Source organism: Cyanobium sp. ATX-6F1 (genome assembly GCF_047395825.1).
Taxonomy (GTDB): domain Bacteria; phylum Cyanobacteriota; class Cyanobacteriia; order PCC-6307; family Cyanobiaceae; genus ATX-6F1.
This window is the reverse complement of sequence record NZ_JBCEBF010000004.1, coordinates 1-19,687: the sequence shown is the minus strand read 5'-3', so window position 1 is coordinate 19,687 and position 19,687 is coordinate 1. Positions and strand designations below refer to the sequence as shown.

14 protein-coding genes and 7 pseudogenes are annotated in these 19,687 nt (G+C 69.2%); 9 read left to right on the top strand and 12 right to left on the bottom strand.

Translation table 11 applies throughout. The annotated features are described in order from the left end of the window. Window positions 1-127: 127 nt before the first annotated feature. Window positions 128-1,627, bottom strand: a complete 1,500-nt coding sequence (locus AAF143_RS18275; RefSeq protein ID WP_414027558.1) for an iron uptake porin — start codon at window positions 1,625-1,627, stop codon at window positions 128-130. 185 nt (window positions 1,628-1,812) lie between these two features. On the opposite strand from AAF143_RS18275, the gene AAF143_RS18270 reads away from it, so the two are divergent. Next, the gene (locus AAF143_RS18270) at window positions 1,813-2,712 is read left to right on the top strand and encodes a cache domain-containing protein (RefSeq protein ID WP_414027557.1); all 900 of its coding nucleotides are present in this window, start codon (window positions 1,813-1,815) and stop codon (window positions 2,710-2,712) included. A 17-nt stretch (window positions 2,713-2,729) separates the two neighbouring features. Continuing rightward, window positions 2,730-4,742 (top strand): HD domain-containing phosphohydrolase, encoded by a 2,013-nt coding sequence (locus AAF143_RS18265; RefSeq protein WP_414027556.1) that lies wholly within the window; start codon window positions 2,730-2,732, stop codon window positions 4,740-4,742. Window positions 4,743-4,746: 4 nt separating this feature from the next. Here AAF143_RS18265 and def read toward each other — a convergent pair whose 3' ends face one another. From def to AAF143_RS18245, 4 genes are all read right to left on the bottom strand, one after another. Continuing rightward, window positions 4,747-5,235: a peptide deformylase gene (def, locus tag AAF143_RS18260; protein WP_255007235.1), complete on the bottom strand. Its 489-nt coding sequence runs from the start codon at window positions 5,233-5,235 to the stop codon at window positions 4,747-4,749. Window positions 5,236-5,257: 22 nt separating this feature from the next. Next, on the bottom strand, window positions 5,258-5,668 hold the full coding sequence (locus AAF143_RS18255) for a peptide ligase PGM1-related protein (RefSeq protein WP_414027555.1): 411 nt from the start codon (window positions 5,666-5,668) through the stop codon (window positions 5,258-5,260). A gap of 114 nt (window positions 5,669-5,782) precedes the next feature. Further along, a complete protein-coding gene (locus AAF143_RS18250; protein WP_414027554.1) occupies window positions 5,783-6,760 on the bottom strand; it encodes a hypothetical protein in 978 nt (325 codons plus the stop codon). A gap of 80 nt (window positions 6,761-6,840) precedes the next feature. Next, complete coding sequence (locus AAF143_RS18245; protein WP_414027553.1) at window positions 6,841-7,224, bottom strand: hypothetical protein; 384 nt, start codon at window positions 7,222-7,224, stop codon at window positions 6,841-6,843. A gap of 228 nt (window positions 7,225-7,452) precedes the next feature. Here AAF143_RS18245 and AAF143_RS18240 point away from each other — a divergent pair. Further along, window positions 7,453-8,405: pseudogene (locus AAF143_RS18240) on the top strand (transglycosylase SLT domain-containing protein); the annotation flags it as partial. A 47-nt stretch (window positions 8,406-8,452) separates the two neighbouring features. Here the strand turns inward: AAF143_RS18240 and AAF143_RS18235 are convergent. Further along, window positions 8,453-8,749 carry a hypothetical protein gene (locus tag AAF143_RS18235; RefSeq protein WP_255007231.1) on the bottom strand — a complete coding sequence of 99 codons (297 nt, stop codon included), beginning with the start codon at window positions 8,747-8,749 and terminating at the stop codon, window positions 8,453-8,455. A 111-nt stretch (window positions 8,750-8,860) separates the two neighbouring features. Here AAF143_RS18235 and AAF143_RS18230 point away from each other — a divergent pair, with 111 nt between their 5' ends. Both AAF143_RS18230 and ppk2 read left to right on the top strand, forming a co-directional pair. After that, window positions 8,861-9,355: a hypothetical protein gene (locus AAF143_RS18230; protein WP_255007230.1), complete on the top strand. Its 495-nt coding sequence runs from the start codon at window positions 8,861-8,863 to the stop codon at window positions 9,353-9,355. 51 nt (window positions 9,356-9,406) lie between these two features. Further along, window positions 9,407-10,099 (top strand): annotated as a pseudogene (gene ppk2 / locus AAF143_RS18225) (polyphosphate kinase 2); the annotation flags it as partial. Between the two features lie 114 nt (window positions 10,100-10,213). Here ppk2 and AAF143_RS18220 read toward each other — a convergent pair. Then, window positions 10,214-12,303: pseudogene (locus AAF143_RS18220) on the bottom strand (HDIG domain-containing metalloprotein). A gap of 78 nt (window positions 12,304-12,381) precedes the next feature. Between AAF143_RS18220 and folD the strand changes: the two are divergent. The 4 genes and pseudogenes from folD to AAF143_RS18200 all read left to right on the top strand — a co-directional run bounded on the left by folD (window position 12,382) and on the right by AAF143_RS18200 (window position 16,196). Then, window positions 12,382-13,289, top strand: a pseudogene (gene folD / locus AAF143_RS18215) (bifunctional methylenetetrahydrofolate dehydrogenase/methenyltetrahydrofolate cyclohydrolase FolD). A 51-nt stretch (window positions 13,290-13,340) separates the two neighbouring features. Beyond that, window positions 13,341-14,243: a geranylgeranyl diphosphate synthase CrtE gene (gene crtE / locus AAF143_RS18210; RefSeq protein WP_255007223.1), complete on the top strand. Its 903-nt coding sequence runs from the start codon at window positions 13,341-13,343 to the stop codon at window positions 14,241-14,243. Next, window positions 14,240-14,772, top strand: a pseudogene (locus AAF143_RS18205) (divergent PAP2 family protein). Before crtE ends, AAF143_RS18205 begins: the two are co-directional and overlap by 4 nt. After that, window positions 14,754-16,196: an ATP-dependent DNA helicase gene (locus tag AAF143_RS18200; protein WP_414027552.1), complete on the top strand. Its 1,443-nt coding sequence runs from the start codon at window positions 14,754-14,756 to the stop codon at window positions 16,194-16,196. The pseudogene AAF143_RS18205 and the gene AAF143_RS18200 overlap by 19 nt, the downstream one beginning before the upstream one ends. Here AAF143_RS18200 and AAF143_RS18195 read toward each other — a convergent pair. The 5 genes and pseudogenes from AAF143_RS18195 to AAF143_RS18175 all read right to left on the bottom strand — a co-directional run bounded on the left by AAF143_RS18195 (window position 16,193) and on the right by AAF143_RS18175 (window position 19,678). Beyond that, on the bottom strand, window positions 16,193-16,840 hold the full coding sequence (locus AAF143_RS18195; RefSeq protein ID WP_414027551.1) for a GAP family protein: 648 nt from the start codon (window positions 16,838-16,840) through the stop codon (window positions 16,193-16,195). The genes AAF143_RS18200 and AAF143_RS18195 overlap by 4 nt on opposite strands. A 56-nt stretch (window positions 16,841-16,896) precedes the next feature. After that, entirely contained in the window at window positions 16,897-17,061 is a 165-nt protein-coding gene (locus AAF143_RS18190) for a hypothetical protein (protein ID WP_414027550.1), read from the bottom strand. A 214-nt stretch (window positions 17,062-17,275) separates the two neighbouring features. Further along, window positions 17,276-17,389: pseudogene (locus tag AAF143_RS18185) on the bottom strand (hypothetical protein); the annotation flags it as partial. 321 nt (window positions 17,390-17,710) lie between these two features. After that, window positions 17,711-18,349 carry a hypothetical protein gene (locus tag AAF143_RS18180; protein WP_414027549.1) on the bottom strand — a complete coding sequence of 213 codons (639 nt, stop codon included), beginning with the start codon at window positions 18,347-18,349 and terminating at the stop codon, window positions 17,711-17,713. Window positions 18,350-18,369: 20 nt separating this feature from the next. After that, window positions 18,370-19,678 (bottom strand): annotated as a pseudogene (locus AAF143_RS18175) (glucose-6-phosphate dehydrogenase assembly protein OpcA). Window positions 19,679-19,687 lie beyond the last annotated feature (9 nt).

Sequence of the window (19,687 nt, the reverse complement as noted above, 5' to 3'; positions counted from 1 at the left end):
GTCTGGGTGGGGGCCATGGGCAAGGCATGCTCAGCGACGTCGCCGAAGAGAGGGTTCCTTGGGCTGCCTCGACAGGATGCCTGATCTGAGACAAAGGTAACCATCCCTACGTAAGGCCGTGCTGGGTTCAGAACCTGATCGCGGTCTGCAGCAGCACCCCCAGGTCGGTAAAGCGGCCGTCGGCGTTCTGGGCGCCGGAGGCGTTGCGGGTCAGCTGGCCGAAGGGCCGACTCAGATAGAAGACGGCTGGGGTGACCGTGATCCTGTCGCTCATCGGCAGCGCATACCAGAGCTCGAAGGCAAAATTGCCATCGGCCACCCGGCCCGTGCGCAGGCCCGAGGCCTGGGTGGGTTGGCCCACGGCCGCCCCCAGGGTGTAACCCTTGGCCAGTGCATCCTTCCACTCCAGGGCCACCGACCAGGAGCGGCTGGAGCGGACATTGGTGAGGGCATTCAGGGGCTGGGGCGTGGGGAAGGCGTCGGCGTTCTGGTGGATCCAGCTGCTGCCCCAGCCGGCGCTGATTGAGGGGATCCAGCCGCTGCTTTGCGGTTGCCAGTAGCCACTGAGCGCGAGATTCAGACTCGATCCGGACGTCCCACCGTCGCCGGCCGCCAGAATCGCGCTGCCCAAGGTGGTGCCCACGTTGGCTCGGGTACCCGCCTGGCCGCTCCGGAAGGCGGCGGCCAGGGCCCACTGGGGCGCCTGGTAGCCGACCTGGGCCGTGAGGTTCGCTGCGCTGTTGCCATTGAAAAGACCGCCAGCGGCAGGATCCCCAGACCCGCCCCGCTGGGCCACGTAGCTCACCGACGCCCCCCAGCGGCCCCGCCCCCTGGGCACCTCCTGGCGCCAGATCGCCGCCAGGGTGGCCCCGGTGGCTTTGTTGTAGACCGCCGGAGCTCCATAGAACGTGAAGAACTCCAGGAGCGGGCCGCCCCGGGTGCCGTACACCGAGGGGATGATCGCCAGGGTGTCATGGTTCCGGCTCAGGGGCCCCACCAGGAACGTGAACTCCTGGCCGACCGGAAAGCGGTAGGAGAGACGGTCCAGGCGCACCACGTTCGCCGCCGCCACGGCAAGGCCGTCGGCCCCGATGATCGTGGGGCTGTAGGCCGCATCGATCTTCGAGAGCCGCACCGGTGTGCCATCAAAGGCGCTGGCGTTGAAATTGCCCGAGCGGAGCCGGCTGAACAGAAGGTCTTTGCCGGTGAAGCTGGTGTTGAGAATCAGTCTGAGTTCGTAGTTGAAGCTGACGGCGTCGCGGGGGCTGTTGCCGGGGGTGGTGCCCGGCAGGTTGGCGGCCACATCACCCCCATAGGCGGTACTCCCCAGCACGAAATTGCTGACGCCCGAGAGGGTCGTGGTGGTGGAGAAGGCCGTTGCCTCCAGCTGCTTCAGCTCCAGGGCGAACTTCTCCCGCAGGCGCAGCAGCCCGTCGCTCAGGGGGGATCGCTCCAGGCAGATTTCCAGCAGGGCCGCTGCCTCCGAGCGGCTGAGGGGGGGACTCCCCAGGGGGCGCTCTGGGATGGCGCCGCCGCAGCCGTGGCGTTCCAGCACAGCCGCCAGAGTCGCTGCCTCCAGCGTCTCCGCCTTCGCCGCTGCTCCTGAGGTCGCCACGGAGAAGGCCATGATCAAGGCGGGTAGAGCCTGTGAAATCACCCCAATGGGCTTACCTGACTGGTTAGCTGTTTAGAAACCACAGTACGACCTGCCACTCGGGACGTGTCCGGACAGACGATTCCGATCGGTGCTATTAGCCTCAGAGCCATCTCCTTGGCGCCTCCACGCCGGGAGTTGTTTCGTTGTTGAAGCCCATGCTCAGCCGCCTGCGCCTCCACGTTGGACTCTCGGCCCTGTTCGTGCCCGTGGTTCTGCTCACAGGCGTGGGCATCGCGATCACCTCCTACCAGCGCAGCAGCGACCTGCTGCTCAAGGCCAACCGCCAACTGATGGCCGCGGCGGCGGCCAAGACCTCGGCGGAAGTGCAACTGCTGCTCGATATCAAAGGGGCGCAACACAACCTGGAGCGTCTCGCGCCCCTCGGCAACGTCCGCACACTGCCCCAGCGGCTCAGCTTCGTTCCCGCCCTGCGTGACGCCCTGCAGAGCACGCCGGCGGCCACCTCCTATCTCGCTGGCTACGCCAATGGCGACCGCTTCCTGTTGCGGTACATCTGGGACGACGTCGACCGCACCCTGTTCAAGGCTCCCCAGGAGGCCCAGTACGTGCTGCAGACGAACGAGCGCACGGGAGCCCGCAATGTGGCCCGGGTCTGGCTGTTCGACAAGCAACTCAAGCTCATGAGGACGGAGCTGGCACCGGAGTTCTCGACCTACGACCCGCGCACCCGCCCCTGGTTCAAGGCCGCGATCGTCACCCCCAAGCCGATCACAACCAAGGTCTATCGCTTTGCCAGCACAGGCCGCCTCGGGGTCACCCTGGCCCAGCGAGCCCCCGACGGCCAGGCGGTGCTGGCGGCGGACTTGCGCCTCTCCACAGTCAGTGCCCTGTTGAAACGTCAACGCATCACCCCGGGCACGAAGCTTGCCCTGGTGAATGCCCAAAACAGAGTGGTCGCCCTGGACGATTTCGCCCAGATGCCCGACCGGGACGCCCGCAATCAGTTGCTCAAAGATCTGGGCACGCTCTCTGAGGTGCAGGTGCCGGTGCTGAACCAGGCAGGAAAAATCTTCCCCCCATCATCGCCGAACTGAATGGCGGAACCAAGCTGGTGGAGCGCCAGTTACGCCTGGGTGGCGCCAACTGGCAACTGGCCGTCGCGAAAATCCCGTTGGTCTCCGGCAGGAGTTTCTATCTGGTGGTGGCCGTCCCCGACGAGGAATTGTTGGAGGGAGCCAAAACCCTGCGCCGTGATTCGATCCTCTCCACCCTGCTGGCGATCGCCATCGCCCTGCCGCTGGTGATCCTGATCTCCCGCCGTGTCACCGCCAGCCTGCGGCGCCTCTCGGAGGAGGCGGAGGCCGTGCGCAACTTCGATTTCTCCGATCGCCCGGCCTCCCGCTCGATCGTCAAAGAGGTGGACGACCTGTCGCTCACCATCGACGGCATGAAATCAACGATCCGTCGCTTCCTTTCGGTGAGCGCCGCGATCGCCTCGGAGCCCAATTTCGAGCGTCTGCTGGAGCGGATTCTGGGGGAATCGATTCTCAACACCAAGGCCAAGGGTGGGGCCCTGTTCCTGCTCAATGAAGGGGGCGACAGCCTTGATTCCGTGCAGGCCATGGGGGCCGACCAACAGCCCTTGAACCTCCCTCCCACACAACTGGCGTCGGAGGCCATTGAGCGCAAATTTGGCCTGGAGGATGCCCGCAAGGTGCTCCAGGGCACGATCAGCGACCAGGGCTCAGCCGTGGAGAAACAGCTGGCCGAGGCCCTCACACTGCAGAACGCCCCCTACCTGGCCGTTCCCCTGCAGAACAGGGAAAAGCAGCTTCTGGGTCTACTGCTGCTCTGGTTCGACGAAGCACCGGAAACCTCACTGGTGGCCTTCACCGAGGCGTTCTCAAGCACGGCCGAGGTCACCCTCGAGACCCGGGAACTGATCCGCGCCCAGAAGGCCCTGTTCGAGTCCTTCATCGAGCTGATCGCCAACGCGATTGACGCCAAGAGCCCCTACACCGGCGGCCATTGCTTCCGGGTGCCGGAGATCACCAAGATGCTCGCTTCCGCCGCCTGCGAGAGCAGCGACGGCCCCTTCAAAGACTTCCAGCTCGATGAAGGGCAATGGGAGACCGTGCATGTGGCCGCCTGGCTGCACGATTGCGGCAAGGTCACCACGCCGGAATTCGTGGTCGACAAGGCCACCAAGCTCGAAACCATCTACGACCGCATCCACGAGGTGCGCATGCGCTTCGAGGTGCTCAAGCGCGATGCGGAACTCCGCTACTGGGAGCAGCTGGCCGCCGGCGGTGACGCCACCGCCCTGGCCGCCGAGCGCGACTCCGAACTCGCCCAGCTCGACGACGACTTCGCCTTCGTGGCCGAATGCAACCAGGGAGGCGAGTTCATGGCCCCCGATCGGATCGAGCGGCTCAACGCCATCGCCGCCCGCACCTGGCGGCGCACCCTCGACGACCGCCTCGGTGTCTCCACCGAGGAACTGCTGCGCAAGCAACTGCAGCCGGCGGTGCCCGTGCCCGCCATCGAGCCCCTGCTGGCGGACAAACCCGAACACCGCATCGAGCGCCCCGCAGGCAGCACGGCCATCGAGGCGGACAACCCCTACGGCTTCAAGGTGGACGCCCCCGAACTGCTCTACAACCGCGGCGAGGTCTACAACCTCTCCGTCGCCCGGGGCACGCTCTCGGCTGAGGAGCGCTTCAAGATCAACGAGCACATCATCCAGACGATCCGCATGCTCTCGGTCCTGCCCTTCCCGCGGCACATGAGCCAGGTGGCGGAGATCGCCGGCGGCCACCACGAAACGATGATCGGCACCGGCTACCCCAAGCGCCTCAAGCGCGAGGAGATGAGCGAGGTGGCGCGGATGATGGCGATCGCCGACATCTTCGAGGCGCTCACCGCCGTCGATCGCCCCTACAAGAAGGGCAAGACCCTCTCCCAGGCCCTGAAGATCATGGGCTTCATGAAAAAGGACCAGCACATCGACCCCGATCTGTTCGCCCTGTTCATCCGCTCCGGGGTCTACAAGCGCTACGCCGAGCAGTACCTGCGGCCCGAGCAGATCGATGCCGTCGACGAGGAGGCGCTGCTGGCCCCCTGAGGGCCTAGGCCGAGGCCTCAAGGCGATCAGGAAACAAAACCCCATCGAGGTGGTCGACCTCGTGCTGGACCACCCGGGCATGGAAGCCCTCCACCTCCCGCTCGATCAGGCGCCCCAGGCCATCGAAGCCGCGGTAGCGAATGCGCGCCCAACGGCTCACAGGCGCCCGCCGGTCCGGCACGCTCAGGCAACCCTCCTCGCGGCGCTCGAGCTCCTCACCCAGGGGTGTGATCAGCGGATTGATCAACACCGTCTCCGGGATCGGCGGCGCCTCGGGGTAGCGGCGGTTAACGGTGATTCCGAAGATCACCACCCTCAGATTCACATCGATCTGGGGGGCCGCCAGGCCGGCACCCTCGGCGGCCGCCATGGTGTCGCGCAGGTCGTCGATCAGCGCCTGGAGGGCGGGATCTGACATCGACTCCGGGTTCACAGGTTCGGCGACCCGCCGCAGGCGCGGGTCCCCCTCCAGCAGGATCGTGCGAACGGCCATGGTTGTTTCTGGGGGTGTGTTCTCAGGAGGTCAGCGCCCCAGCCTGAAGCTCCTGGGCGGCCCGTGCCAAGCGCTCGGTGGTGGCGGCATGGAGCTGGGCCGCCTCCTCGGGGCTGCGGCCGATGCTCGTGAGCCCCAGCTTGCCGAATTCCGACAGGCACCCCAGCAGATGGAACACACTTCCCCGCAGCTCGGCTGGGTCGTAGTGCAGGCCCGCCTCGCAGGCGATGTCGATCAGGTCGATCGGCAGCAGACCCTTCAGACGCGGATCGCAGAAGTTGTCGGTGGCCTCATAGAACAGGGGCAGGCCCGTGGGCGCGTGGAACAGCCCGCTGGCTGGGTCGAGCCAGCCGTTGGTGGAGGAACGCAGGGCCAGGAAGGGGTGGGTGGTGCCCCCTGGCGCAGGTTCACCTCGATCGCCTGCAGGTCCCACACGCCGTCCTGGCGGCGGGCGATGAAATCAACGGCATAGCGCCCAAGGGCACCCTCGGCGGCCAGGGCCTCCCCCACCACCCGGCCATGGCGATGGAGCGCGCTGCGGTAGGCGTCAGCGGCGGGGAATCGGCAGCCGAGGTAGGTCTGGCCGCTGGCCCCCCCAGCACCTGCTCATGGGTGGAGAGCACCTCCACCGTGCCGTCGGGATGGACCATTCCCTGCACGCTCGGCGAGCTGATCGCCTCGCCCCCTGCAGCCAGGCCTCCACCAGCGCCCCTTGCTCCACCAGCAAGTCGCGCCACTCCGGCGGGGGCATCGGCAGAACCTCCAGGGCCAGTCGCAGCCGGCGCCGCCGGGCCTCGGCTGAATGCTGAGCGAGGGCCAGGGGTGCCAGATCCAGGCAGGCATTGCCCTCGCCGCTGAAACCCTCGTTCAGCTTCACCACCACCCGCTCCAGCTCCGGATGGGCCTCCCAAAGTTCCGCGGTGGCCTCCGCCAGGGCGTCCAGGTCGTGCACCAGCTCGCTGCCGGGGGGATGGGGCACAGCGCAGCGGGCGAACAGCCGCCGGCTGCCCCGTTTGCTGCCCCAGGGGGCCAGGGCCGGATCGGTGCCCAGCAGGGGAATCTGCAGCCGTTCGGAAAGCTCCTTTTCCAGCGCCGTGACCATGAAGCAACTGATCACGCAGCGCTCGGGCCGCAGCTGCTCACGGATCCGCCGCAGCAACACCGGTCGCTCCAGCAGCTTGGCGGTGAGGGGCCGGCTGGAGGCATCGCCCGTGTCGAAGAGCGCCAGGCGCCGGCGGGCATGGGCCGCGGGCATGCCGGGCATCAGCTCCAGCACCGCCTCCACCACCAGCTCGCTGAGCAGGGTGCTGCTCAGGTAGGTGAGGCGCGTGTGCGGATTGCGCAGGCGCATCAACTCGAACAGCGCTCGCTCCTCGTAATGATGGACGCCGCTCACCAGGGCCAGCTCCCGGGGCTCAAAAGACAGCGACGGCACCACCAGCAGATCGCTGGTGTCGTCCTCACCCCGCCGCTGGGGCGAGCGCTGACGCAGCTGCTGCTGAAGTTCCTGGAAACTGAGGGCCATCCGAACGCCTGCGAAGGGCCCGTGGTTCCATCATTCCTCAGGGGCGCCGCACTCGCGCATGAGTTGTCGCCATTGGTCCATCAACGACGCCGGCACCCTCCGGGGAAGGACATCCCGCGGGTCGGATGGGCCATGGCGCAGCACGGCGTTGACCACCGTGGCCGAGCGGCGGCCAACGGTGATGGCGCCGTGGGGAACGCCCGGGGGATGCGCACCAGCTTGGGCTCGTCCTCCCTCAGGGTGATGCGCTGCAGGCGGCGGCCCTGGAGCACCACCAGGTCGAGGGAGCCGCGCATCAGGATGATCTGATCGGTCTGGAGCCGGTGACAGAACAATTCACAGGGCTGGTCGGGGGCCAGCTCGGCGATCTGGGTCGCATCACTGGGCTGGGGATGGCAGAAGAAGGTGCGGCCGGCGGTGCTTCCCTCCAGGGGCAGCACCTCGACGCGACGGGCCGGGGCCATGGGGTGTCCTCAAGATGTTTGAAGAGTCGCGACAAAAATCACGGATTGACGGCTTGCTTGCTACCGAATATCCCCGTTGTCAGCGATTGCCCAAGGCCTGGCCGCAGCGCCGCGGGCCCCCAGAAGCGCTGGGCGCAGATAGGTTCGATCCAGCAGCGGTTCCAGGATTCCAGTGCGTCGCTCTTCCCCTTCCCCTGGCTGCTCACCGTCGGCGGCGGGGCCCTCCTGATGGCCCTGGCGCTCCTGCCGCGCAGCCCGCAGAGTGCCAGCGACCGGGCCGTGGCGGCAGAACAAGCCGCCGGCCCAACCGCTAAGGCCCAGGCTGAGCCGGCCCAGGCCGAGCCAGTCCAGGCAGCGGCCCCCGCGGCGAGCACCAACCTCGTCAGCCGCGCCTACCCCCAGCTTCCCGCCGAGCCCGTCGCCCTGGCTGCCCTGTTCAGCCAGGTGGAGGAGGGGCTGCGCTCCCCCGACACCCCCCGGCCGAGCTGCCGGCCCTGGGCCACCAGGAACAGGTGATCATCCGGCTACTGGCCCGCAGGCCGGAGCTGGCGGAAGCCGTGCGACGGGAACTGCCCCAGCGCTGGTGGACCGTGCTCGACCTGCATCTGGCGGCCCGGCGGGAATTCCTGGCGATGCAGCGGGGCCGGCCCGGTTCGGCCACCGTGCCGGCCTGGCGAATCATCCCGCCCGAGCCCGCTAGGTCCCTGCTGGGGTACTACCGCAAGGCCCAGGCGGCCACGGGCATCCCCTGGGAGGTGCTGGCGGCGATCAACCTGGTGGAAACCGGCATGGGCCGCATCGATGGGGTGTCGGTGGCCGATGCCCATGGCCCGATGCAGTTCCTGCCCACCACCTGGGCGGAGCGCGGCATCGGACGCGGCGACATCCGCGACCCCCACGACGCCATCCAGGCCGCCGCCCGTTATCTGGTGCGCCGCGGCGGCCTCAAGGACATCCGCAAGGGGCTGTGGGGTTACAACAACAGCGACCACTACGTGCGCGGCGTGCTCGCCTACGCCGCCCTGCTCAAGCAAGATCCAGCCGCCTTCAACGGCCTCTACAACTGGGAGATCCACATCATCTCCAACGCCGGCGACCTCTGGCTGCCGGTGGGCTACGTGCAGCGCCAGCGCCTGCCCGTTCAGTCCTATCTCAAGCAGTCACCCGGAAGCGCTCCGCCCCTCGCTCAACCCCCAGCTGAGCGGGGGTTGAGCAGACCGATCGCCTCTCAGGGGCGCGGTTGTCGCCATTCCTCGATCATCGTCACGTGCCGGTAGACGCCGTCTTCGTAGAGCTGGGTGGTACGCACCCGGTGGTCATCCGACACCAGGGTGATCCCCTCATCGGTGAGCGGAAACACCAGTCGCGTGTCGATGCAGTGGCCCGCCGTGTCGATGCCGCGGGCGGTGCCCTCCCACTGCGCGCGATGACGGAGAAAGACCAGCGGCACCCCCCAGCGATCGAGGCTGATCGCTGGAATGGCTTCGAAGCAGGGCTGGAAGGGCCCCTCAAGCTGGGCGGTCATGGGCGGTAGCCAACGATGCGATGGGTCGGCAGCGCCAAGACGGCGCAGGTTCTCAGCAACTCTGCTGCCAGGTGCCGTCCCTACGCTGGGCCCAGGGATCCACCGAGGGCCATGCTGTCCGATTTCCACACCGCCCTGGCCGTCGCCAAGGGCACGGGTCTGCTGCCCCGGGACGGGCAACCGGACGAGAGCCACAGCGGACACACCGCCGATGGCTACGTGCTCCGCGATAGCCATGGGGCGCTGCTCTGCCAGGTGCCCCTGGAGGCGCTGCGCTCCTGGCTGCCATCGGATGGGATCGACCACCCCCTCAGCATCGAGGCCATCATCGGCGCCCCCACCGGTGAGCGCTGGGAGTATTGCTTTTTGCTGGTCGAATTCGCCCCGCAGGAGGGCGGTTCCGTGCTGGAACGCGTGCTGATCAACGGCCAGCCGATCTCCACCAGTTCCTGCGACGGTCTGTTAGCCACGGCGCAGTTCCACGAGCTGCTGAACCTGATGGGGGACCGGGGCTGGGAGCTGGCGACCAGTGCCTTGCGCAACCTCGATGACCAGGGCTTCGGTCGCTCCTATTCGCTGATCTTCAAGCGCCGCCCCGCTGACTGAACGAGAAGACCCAACCTCGATCCACACCCACCGTTCAGCCAGCGTGCACCCATGGGCCATCAAGACAGCAAGCAGAAGCTCTCCCGCAAGGACTACGAACGGGAGCTGGGGCTCCTCCAGGTCGAACTGGTGCAGCTCCAGCAGTGGGTGGTGAAGACCGGCGCCAAGGTCTGCATCCTGTTCGAGGGGCGGGACGGCGCCGGCAAAGGAGGTGCGATCCGGCGGATCACCGAGCGGGTCAGCCCCCGCGTCTTCCGGGTGGTGGCCCTGCCGGCCCCCAGCGACCGGGAGAAGACCCAGATGTTCGTGCAGCGCTACATGCCCCATCTGCCCGCCGGCGGCGAAGTGGTGATCTTCGATCGCAGTTGGTACAACCGCGCCGGCGTGGAACGGGTGATGGGCTTCTGTTCACAAGAAGCCGTGGAGCGGTTCCTGCGTATGGCACCCAGCGTGGAAAAGGCGATCGTGGATTCAGGCGTGACGTTGCTCAAGTACTGGCTGGAGGTGGATCAGCAGGAGCAGACCCGGCGGCTGGAGGGGCGCATCCACGACGGCCGCAAGACCTGGAAGCTCACGCCGATGGATCTGGAGTCGTATAGCCGCTGGTACGACTACTCCCGCGCCCGCGATGCCATGTTCACCGCCACCGACAGCGCCCATGCCCCCTGGTTCGTGGTTGATTCCAACGACAAGAAGCGCGCCCGGCTGAACATCATCCGCCACCTGCTCGATCAGATCCCCTACCAGCCCATCAAGGCCCCGTCGATCACGCTGCCGAAACGCCAGAAACCGGGCGATTACATCGAACCGCTCAGCTCCCCCAGCGCATCTCAGAGCCGTTCTGAGGAGCCTACGGGATCAGGCGCTGTAGCCCTTCTTGGCGGGGATCGGGTAGGGGATGCGCCGGTGGCGCATGCGCTTCCACACCGCCACAAAAGCCTGGATCAGAAGCTCCAGCTCACCGCGGCTGAGACCGCTGGCCGCCAGCTGGCCATCGCGCTGGCGGGCGTCGACGATGCGCCGCACCATCTCACTGGCCTGGGCCTTGGAGGTGTCGGGGGGCAGGGAGCGCAAGGCCGCCTCACAGCCATCAGCCAGCATCAGGATTCCCGTCTCACGGCTGCGGGGGTGGGCCCGCGGTAACGGAAACGGCTCTCATCGAAGTCGGGGTCCCGCTCCCGGGCCTGGTGCAGGAAGTAGCCCATCTTCAAGGTGCCCTGGTGCTCGGGGATGAAATCCGCCAGGGGGCGGGGCAGGTGGTAGCGCTTGGCCAGTTTCAGCCCCTCATCGACATGGGCCTGGAGGATGGCGGCACTGGCGTAGGGATCGTCGAGGGCCTCGTGGGGGTTGACCCCATCGGCCTGGTTCTCGATGAACCACTGGGGGGCATGCATCTTGCCCACGTCGTGATAGAGGGCGCCGGTGCGGATCAGATCCACGTCGGCGTGGATCGCCCGGGCCCCCTCCTCCGCCAGGCCGCAGATCATCAAGGTGTGCTCGAAGGTGCCGGCGGCCTCGCAGGAGAGCCTGCGCAGCAAAGGGCGTTCGTGGTCCGCCAGCTCCAGGAGCCGCGCCCGGGTCAGCAGCCCGAAGGAACTCTCCACCAGGGGCGCCAGCAGCAGACCGGCCATCAGCAGTCCGCCCACCAGCACCGCCTCCCCCAGCAGCTCAGCAACACTGTTCGGCACCCCGAGGCTGCGGCCGGTGAGCACCGTGCTCTGCAGCAGTAGCCATTGCACCACAAGGGCTCCGGCCGGCAGCAGCACCGCGAGCTGCAACAGCTGGGCCCGGCTGCGCTGGCGCCCCGCCAGGATCGCCGCCACGGCCGCCACGGCCGAGGCGATCAGCAACCTGGACTCGCTCATCGCCTCGTAGGGCACGGGCCAGAGCAGGCTGGCGGCCGCCAGCCAGGCCAGTCCCGAGGCAGTGCCCAGTCCCTGGGCCACCAGCAGGGTGGGGGCCACCAGTACGGCCAGGGGATTGACGGCGGCCCCAAGAGCGAGCTTGAGGCCCTGGACCACCAGCAACATCGCCAGGGCCAGCAGGGCCTGGCGCGGCTCCAGGCTCGCCCGCCAGCGCCGGATCAGCAGCACCATCACGCCGCTGACCGCCAGGGCCTCGCTGAAGTGGAACAGCCAGGCCCGCACCAGCGGGCGACGGTTCACCAGGCCGAAGTAATCGAGCACATCGAAGGATTGGGGGCTGATCGGCTCGCCGCGGCGGGTGATCAGATCACCCTTCTTGACATGAATCAGGGGCAGCCCCTGCTGGGTGAGGGCCTCCTCGATCAACTGCTGGCTCAGGGCCGCGTCAATGCGCAGGTTGGAGCGCCCCTGGAAGCTGTTGGCCAGGAGCTTGGCCCCGAGGCTGCGGGCCGGTTCCCCGAGGGAGGCGAGCTGCAGGCGGGCGGCCTGCTCCAGCTGGCTGCTGGCCAGGCTGGCCACCAGACCCTGGCTGAGCATCCGTTCGGCGGCGCCATGGAGGGCCCGTTGCCACTGCCGGCGCGGGCCGGGCGAGAGGTCGTTGAGCCAGACCTCCTCCTGGGGGGTGAGATCGAAAGGAGCCACCCTGCCCTGGGCGGCGGGGGCCAGGCGTTCCAGCTGCCTGAGCTGGCGGTCCAGCCGCTGCTGCAGCTCCAGCGAGAGCCCTTGGTCGACCACCTGGACATGGCTGCGGTTGCCCAGCTGGGTCCGCCGCTGCTCAAGGGCGTCGTTGTCCACCACCGTGGCAGCCTTCGGCGCCCAGGTGTCGGCAGGGGCGGCCACGCCGGGGCGCAGGTTGGGCTCCACCAGCCAGGGCCAGCTGGAGAGGAACGCCACCAGCACGCAGACCATCGCAATGGCCACCAGATCCCTGGTCCGCCAGATCGCCAGGGCCTGACGCGGCATTTCCTGCCGCAGCAGCTGCCACCAGAGCTTGTTCGCGCGACCCAGGCGGAACACCGTCATGGACAGAAGAAGCTCAAAACTAGCGGTGGCACCGAGCATCGGGTTGCATGCTGGGGGTCGTCGCGCAATCCCATCCCCATGGCCCTGCGTCTCGATGGTCGCCAGTTGGCGGCGGCGCTGGAACTTCGCCTGCGCTCAGCGATCGCCGCCGGGCTCGAGCAGGCGGGCCGGCCTCCGGGTCTGGCGGTGCTGCGGGTGGGGGACGACCCCGCCAGCGGTGTCTACGTCGCCAACAAGGAAAAGGCCTGCGAGCGGGTGGGGATCACCAGCCACGGCGCCCACCTGGCCGCCGACAACCCGGCGGACGCGGTGGCGGCGGTGATTGAGCGGCTGAACGCCGATCCAAGCGTGGACGGCATCCTGCTGCAGCTGCCCCTGCCGAAGGGCCTGGAGGAAAGCCCGCTGCTGGCCCTGATCGATCCTGAAAAAGACGCCGACGGCCTGCATACCCTCAACCTGGGGCGCCTGGCCAAGGGGAGAGCGGGCCCCGCAGCTGCACTCCGGCCGGGGTGATGGCGCTGTTGCGCCAGGCCCAGGTTTCCCTGAGCGGTGCTCGGGCGGTGGTGGTGGGCCGCAGCCTCCTGGTGGGCCAGCCCATGGCCCTCATGCTTCAGGCCGCCGATGCCACCGTCACGGTGGCCCACTCGCGCACCCGGGATCTGGCGGCCCTCACCCGCCAGGCCGATGTGCTGGTGGTGGCGGCGGGACAGCCGCTGCTGATCGGCGCTGAGCATGTGAGGCCCGGCGCGGTGGTGGTGGACGTGGGCATCCACCGGCTGCCCCCTGATCCGGCGGCGGGGCCTGGCGCCAAGGGCAAGCTCTGCGGCGATGTGCGTTTCGAGGAGGTGGAGCCGATCGCTGCGGCGATCACCCCGGTGCCCGGCGGCGTCGGCCCGATGACCGTGACGATGCTGCTGGTGAACACGGTGGTGGCCTGGGGCCGCCGCCACGGACTTGACAATCCGTTGGCGGATCTGGTGCCTTGAGGCCCGATCGGCCGCCCGCCTGAGAGAATCCGCCCCAGCGCGCTGGTACCCATGACCGTGGCGGTGAGCACGAGCTTCGATTTCGCCGCCTACCTGGAGGCCGCCCGCCTGCGGGTGGAAGCGGCCCTTGACGGCTCCCTGGGCCCGGAGCGGCCCGAATCCCTGCGGGAGGCGATGCGCTATTCGCTGCTGGCGGGCGGCAAGCGCCTGCGCCCGATCCTCTGCCTGGCGGCCTGCGAGCTGGCCGGTGGCGACAGCGATCTGGCCCTGCCCACGGCGGTGGCCCTGGAGATGATCCACACCATGTCGCTCATCCATGACGACCTGCCCGCCATGGACAACGACGACCTGCGCCGGGGCCGGCCCACCAACCACAAGGTGTACGGCGAGGCCAACGCGATCCTGGCCGGCGATGCCCTGCTCACCCGCGCCTTCGAGATGGTGGCCCTGCGCAGCCCTGGCGTGGGCGCCGAGCGGCTGCTGGCGGTGGTGGGCGAACTCTCGCTGGCCTCAGGCGCCCCGGGGCTGGTGGGCGGCCAGGTGGTGGACCTGGAGTGCGAGGGCAAGCAGGTGGACCTCGACACCCTCGAGTACATCCACCTGCACAAGACCGGCGCCCTGCTGCAGGCCTGCGTGCTGACCGGTGCCCTGATCGCCGGCGCCTCCGAGGAGCTGCTCACCGCCCTGCGCCGCTACGCTCGCGGCATCGGCCTGGCCTTCCAGATCATCGACGACATCCTCGATGTGACCGCCAGCAGCGACGTGCTGGGCAAGACCGCCGGCAAGGATCTCACCGCCGACAAGACCACCTACCCGAAGCTGCTGGGGCTGGAGGAATCGCGTCTGCGGGCCGAGGCGCTGGTGCGCGAGGCCAACGAAGCCCTGGAGCCCTGGCGGGACCAGGCCCAGCCCCTGCTCGCCCTGGCGGGCTACATCACGAGCCGCGATCGATGATCGAGTTGCTCGATAACGGAGTGCTGGCCTGGGCCCTGGCGGCCTGTGGCCTGGCCCAGCTCTCGAAGCTCCTGATCGAGCTGGTGGTGCACCGGCGCTGGCGGCCAGCGGTGCTGATCGAAACGGGCGGCATGCCTTCGAGCCACGCCGCCCTGATCACCGGCGCCACCGCCGGCATCGGCTGGGAGCTGGGTTGGGGGATCCCCTGTTTGCCCTGGCGGCCACGCTGGCCTTCATCGTGCTCTACGACGCCAGCGGCGTGCGCCGGGCCGCCGGCCAGATCTCGGCACGGGTGAACGGATTGCCCGATGGGCTCTGGGAGGTGCGGCCGGTGGGTGGCCTGCAGCCCCTGGAGGCCGCCGAGCCTTCCCTGCCACTCTTCAAGCCCCTCAAGGAAAACCTGGGCCACACGCGGCTGGAGGTGCTGGCCGGCAGCCTGCTGGGGCCGGCGATCGCCCTCACCGGCCTGGCCCTGGCCGGCTCACCGCTGCAGATCGCCCAGGGGTTGGGTTGGCTGCCCCTGGCTTGAGCCCCCTCACCACAGGTCAACAGCTGGCGGCGGAGGCGTTTGCCGCCTGGCTCAAGGCCCCGGCCGATGGCACGCCCTTCGTGCTCAGTGGCGCCGCCGGCACCGGCAAAACCTTCCTCTCGATCGCCTTCCTGGCCCAGGCCGAGGCCGCCGGCCTCTGCTGGACCGTGGTCGCTCCCACCCACAAGGCCGTCGGGGTGGTGAAGGAGCAGCTGCATCGGGCCGGCCTGCAGCCCACCTGGTACCCGTCGACGATCCACCGGCTGCTGCGGCTGAAGCTCAAGCGCGAACGTGACCGGGAGCGCTGCGAGGAAACCGAGCAGACCGCCGGGGCCCTCGAGCACCTGGGCCTAGTGCTGATCGACGAGGCCTCGATGGTCGACAGCAGCCTGCTCGAGATCGCCCTGCGCTGCGCCCACCCCTTCCGCACCCGGCTGGTGTTCGTGGGTGATCCGGCCCAGCTGCCCCCGGTGGGAGAGGCCAGCAGCCCGGTGTTTGCCCTCAGCCGCCGGGCCGGCCATGAGCTGGAGGAGGTGGTGCGCCACCAGGGCCCGGTGCTGCGCCTGGCCGATGGCCTCCGCCGGGGCGAGCTGCCCTGCCAGTTGCCGCCCCTGGGGCCGGCGCTCGTGCGGCCGGAAGGTCAGGTGGCCGTGCTCTCCAAGGGTGATTGGCTGGAGGCGGCCGTGGCGGCCCTGCGGGTCGGCGCCGAACGCGATGACCCCGACCATGCCCGCCTGCTCTGTTACACCAACCGCTCGTTGGAGGCGCTGGTGCCCCTGGCGCGGCGGGCCCTCCACGGGGCGATGGCCGATCAGTTGCCGGTGCTGCCCGGGGAAGTGCTGATCACCCGGTCGGCGGTGATGGCCCCCGCCTGCCGCGACGGGGAGGAGGGAGGCGAGGAACCGGACATGGTGCTGGGATCGAACCGGGAGCTGGTGGTGCGCGATGTCACCCCGGAACTCTGCAATCTGGCCGATTTCGGCGTGGGGCCTGAATTCGGAGTGGCTGTGATCGACACGCTCACGGCCTCGGTGGAGGCGGGCGAGAGCAGCCTGGGCCTGCGGTTGTTGCCGCCCCTGGGCAGCGTGGCCCGCGCCCAGCTGGAGGCGGTGCTCTCCCGCCTGCGCCAGCAGGCCCGCGAGGCGGGCAAACAGGAGGGGCGCTCCCTGTGGCGGCGTTTTTTCCTGGTGCGCGATGCCTTCGCGTCCCTGGGACCAGCGGCCGTGCTCACGGTGCACCGCAGCCAGGGCAGCAGTTTCGACGAGGTGTTCGTGGAACGCGATGTGTTCTGGCCCGCCGATCCGGTGCTGCGCCGCCAGCTGGTGTATGTGGCCGTCAGCCGCGCCCGCAGGAGGGTGAGCCTGATGGGGGCCAGCGGCTCGGCGGCCGATCTTGAGCACTGGCGGCGCTGGCTTTCGGACTAACTGAGCCGCAACCCCTCGATCCCCTGCCAGCCGAGGTAGCCCGCCAGAGCCAGGCTCAGGCCCCCGACCACCAGATCACCGCGGGCATAGAGGGTGTCCTTGGCCCGCTGCAGCTGGGGCAGCACGCCCTCGCGCCTCACCACCACCAGGGCCAGGGGCAGCAGCAGCAGCAGGCTCGCCGCCAGGGTGAAGAAGCCGGTCGCCAGCCACTCCTGGCCCCGGCTCAGGCCTGCCGCCAGCTCACTTCCGGCCGCCTTGGCCGCCAAAAACAGATCATCGGGGCTGACCAGCTCGATGGCGGCCGCCGCCCCGATCAGCAGCGGCAGGGGCTGGTTCACCAGCCGATCGAGGGTGCGCGTCCAGCCTGGGGGGCCATCGCCCTCCTCGCGGCGGCGGCGCAGCTCGTTGAGCCCCAGGGCCAGCAGGGCACCGGCGGCCAGCAGGTCGAGGCCAGTGCGGTGGTCGGTTCCCTTGTCCATGCTCAACAGCAACCCATGGCCGACGGTGAGCATCAAGGTGGTGAGCAGGGCGATGGTGGTGACCCAGCCCAGCACGAACAGCCCCCCGCAGCAGCGGCCGGGGGCCCAGCAGCAACAGCAGCAGCAGGCCGATGTGGATCGGACTGAAGCTGATGCCGGCGCCATAGGCGAACAGTTCGCCCCAGAGCTTCGGATCAATCATGGGGGCTGCTTCAGTGCCGTCATTCCAACGCAACGGCCCCACCCATGGGCCGGCTCACAGAAGCGCCCAGGGCGGCGGCGGCCAAGCGGGCGGGAATCGCCGGGCAGCCCGCCCAGTGCAGGTGCAGCCAACTGGCATGCAGCCGGGGCGTGCTCCAGCCCTCGGCGCAGCGGGGGAACCCCAACCCTCCAGCTCCCAGAGCGCACGGGCACCAGCACCGGCGTCCCGCAGCTCCCAGCGGTGGAACTCATGGCCGCTGAGGCTCTCGCCCCGGCGCACCACCAGCCCATCGCGCAAGGGGTGGCCTGGCGATAGCCCAGATCGAGGGCACCCCGGCGGGCGCTGAACGGCAACACGCCGGCCATGGCATGACCCACCCCGGCCGGATCCTCCAGCTGCGATCCCAGCAGCAGCAGCCCGCCGCATTCGGCGTAGATCGGCAGGCCCGCGGCGGCGGCGTCCGCGAGGGCCCCGAGGCTGCGGCGGCAGGCGGAGAGCTCGGCGGCGTGCAGCTCCGGGTAGCCCCCGGCAGGATCAGCGTCCGGGTGCCCCTGGGCAGCGGCTCATCAGCCAGGGGCTGCCAAGGGTGCACCTCGAGCCCCAGGGCCTCCAGCAAATCCACCGCTTCCGGGTAGCGGAAATGGAAGGCGGCGTCGCTGGCGATCGCCACCGGCACGGGCGCGCGGCCATCGGGCGCTCCCTGGGCGGCTGACTCCGCCCCGCGGCTCTCAAGATCCCCCCTGGGTTGGCCTGGGCCAGACACCAGCGGATCGGATCGTCCGTGCCCGCGACCGGGGGCGGCGCCGCCAGCAGGGGCCAGAGCCGCTCCAGATTTAAGTGCGCCTCCGCCAGGGCGGCCCAGCCCTCCAGGCGCTGGTCCAGATCCAGCAACTCGTGGGCGGGCAACAGCCCCAGATGGCGCGACGGCAGGCTGAGACTCTCGTGGCGGGGCAGCACCCCGAGCAGGGGCACCTCGATGGCGGCCAGCGCCTCTGCCAGCAACGCCTGGTGCCGGGGGTGCTGACGCCGTTGAGCACCACCCCCGCCAGCTGCACGGCGCGGTCGTGGTCGCGGAAGCCCCGCACCAGGGCCGCCAACGAGCCCGCCTGCCGGCTGGCCTCCACCACCAACACCACCGGCAGCCCCAGTTGCACGGCCACGGCGGCGGAGCTGCCCGCGCTGCTGGGGCCACGGCCATCGAACAGCCCCATCACCCCCTCCACCAGCGCCAGCTGGGCCCGGCTGCCGTAGCCCTCGAAGCTGCGGCGCACCCACTCCTCGCCGCAAAGCAGGGGGTCGAGGTTGCGGCAACTGCGGCCGCTCACCCGGCTCAGCAGCTGGGGGTCCAGGTAATCGGGCCCCACCTTGAAGGTCTGGATCGACTGGCCGCGGCGGCGGGCCAGGGCGGCCAGGGCGAGGCTCAACAGGGTCTTGCCGCTGCCACTGGTGGGAGCGGCGATCAGACAGGCCATGGCCGCGGCTCAGGGAGCCTTCACTGCGGCAGCAGCCTGGCAGCCAGGGGCGCCGCCGACGCCAGCAACGGGTTGGTGGTGTCGTGGCCCCCAGCCAGCAGCCGCGCCATCTCCATCTCCTCACTCTCGTTGGGCAGGGGCACCACCTCCTCCACCAGCTGCATCGTGGCCACCCCGCCGGACTCCAGACGCATGCAGCCCCCGACTCCGAGCAGAGAATCACGCACAACGGCGGCTGACTCTCGGGGGCACAGATCAGGCGCAGGCCCACCAGGGCACCCGGGTGGGTCTTGGGCACCCCCACCGGCACCGGCATCAGCCGCAGCTGCACGCTGTCGCCGTCCGTGCGCTGGAACTCGGCGCCGATGCCGTCGCCCTCGGGGTTGCCCGTGGAAATCAGATAGCTGCTTTGAAAATGCCAGCCCAGCCGGTCGGCGATCCAGGCCGCCAGCAGCAGCCCCTTGACCGGGTGGTTGCCCTCCACATCGATGTCCAGTTGGACCACGCGGCTGAGCGCCCCCTGGCGGCTCGGGGGATCGAACACCATGGCCAGGGATTCGCGCCAGCTGCGCAGCCGCAGCCAGTTCAGATCGTTGACCGACTGGCCGGTTTCGATCCGCTCCGCCAGCACATCCAGGCAGCGGCGGGGGTGCCGATCGAGCTGTCCACCACCAGGCGCCGGGGGGAATGGCCAGCCCCTCCAGCAGCTCCGGCGACTCATCCAGGGAGCCGTTCCACCAGACCCAGCAGGGCAGATCGTTGGGGATCAGGGGCTGGAGCATGGCCAGGCCCTTGCCCACGGCCCCCATGCCGCCCCGCAGCACCAACACCGTCGCCGCAGGCTTCCCCACGGCTGCCGTGTTGTTCTTCCGGCAGGGGGCAATAGGCCGCCACCAGTGTTTCCAGGGGCGCATCGGAGGCCAGGGTGGGGGCCAGGGTGATCAGGCGCCGGGGCTGGTGGACGCTGATCGCCCGGTCGACGAACTGCCCGCGCAGATCCTCGGCGCTGTGGTGGCCGGGCAAGGAACCCAGCGCCCAGGTGAGTTCCGGGGCCGAGGGGGCCGTGAACGGGGGCAGGCCACAATCCGGCACGGCGGCGCGGGCCGCCTCCAGCAGTTCATCATCGAGCAGGCCGCTGATCGGGCCATCCAGGCGGCCGGTGCGGATCAGCTGCTGCTGCAGCCAGGAGGGTTCCCAGACCACCAGGGTGAAGGTGACAGCCCCACCACCGGCCTCGGCCAACTCCTTGCTCCAGAGGCTGTCCAGGTAGGCCGAAACCTCCTGCGGTGGAAGTTCAAGCGGGGCCTGGAGGGTGAGTTGGGGAGCCATGGGGTGGGT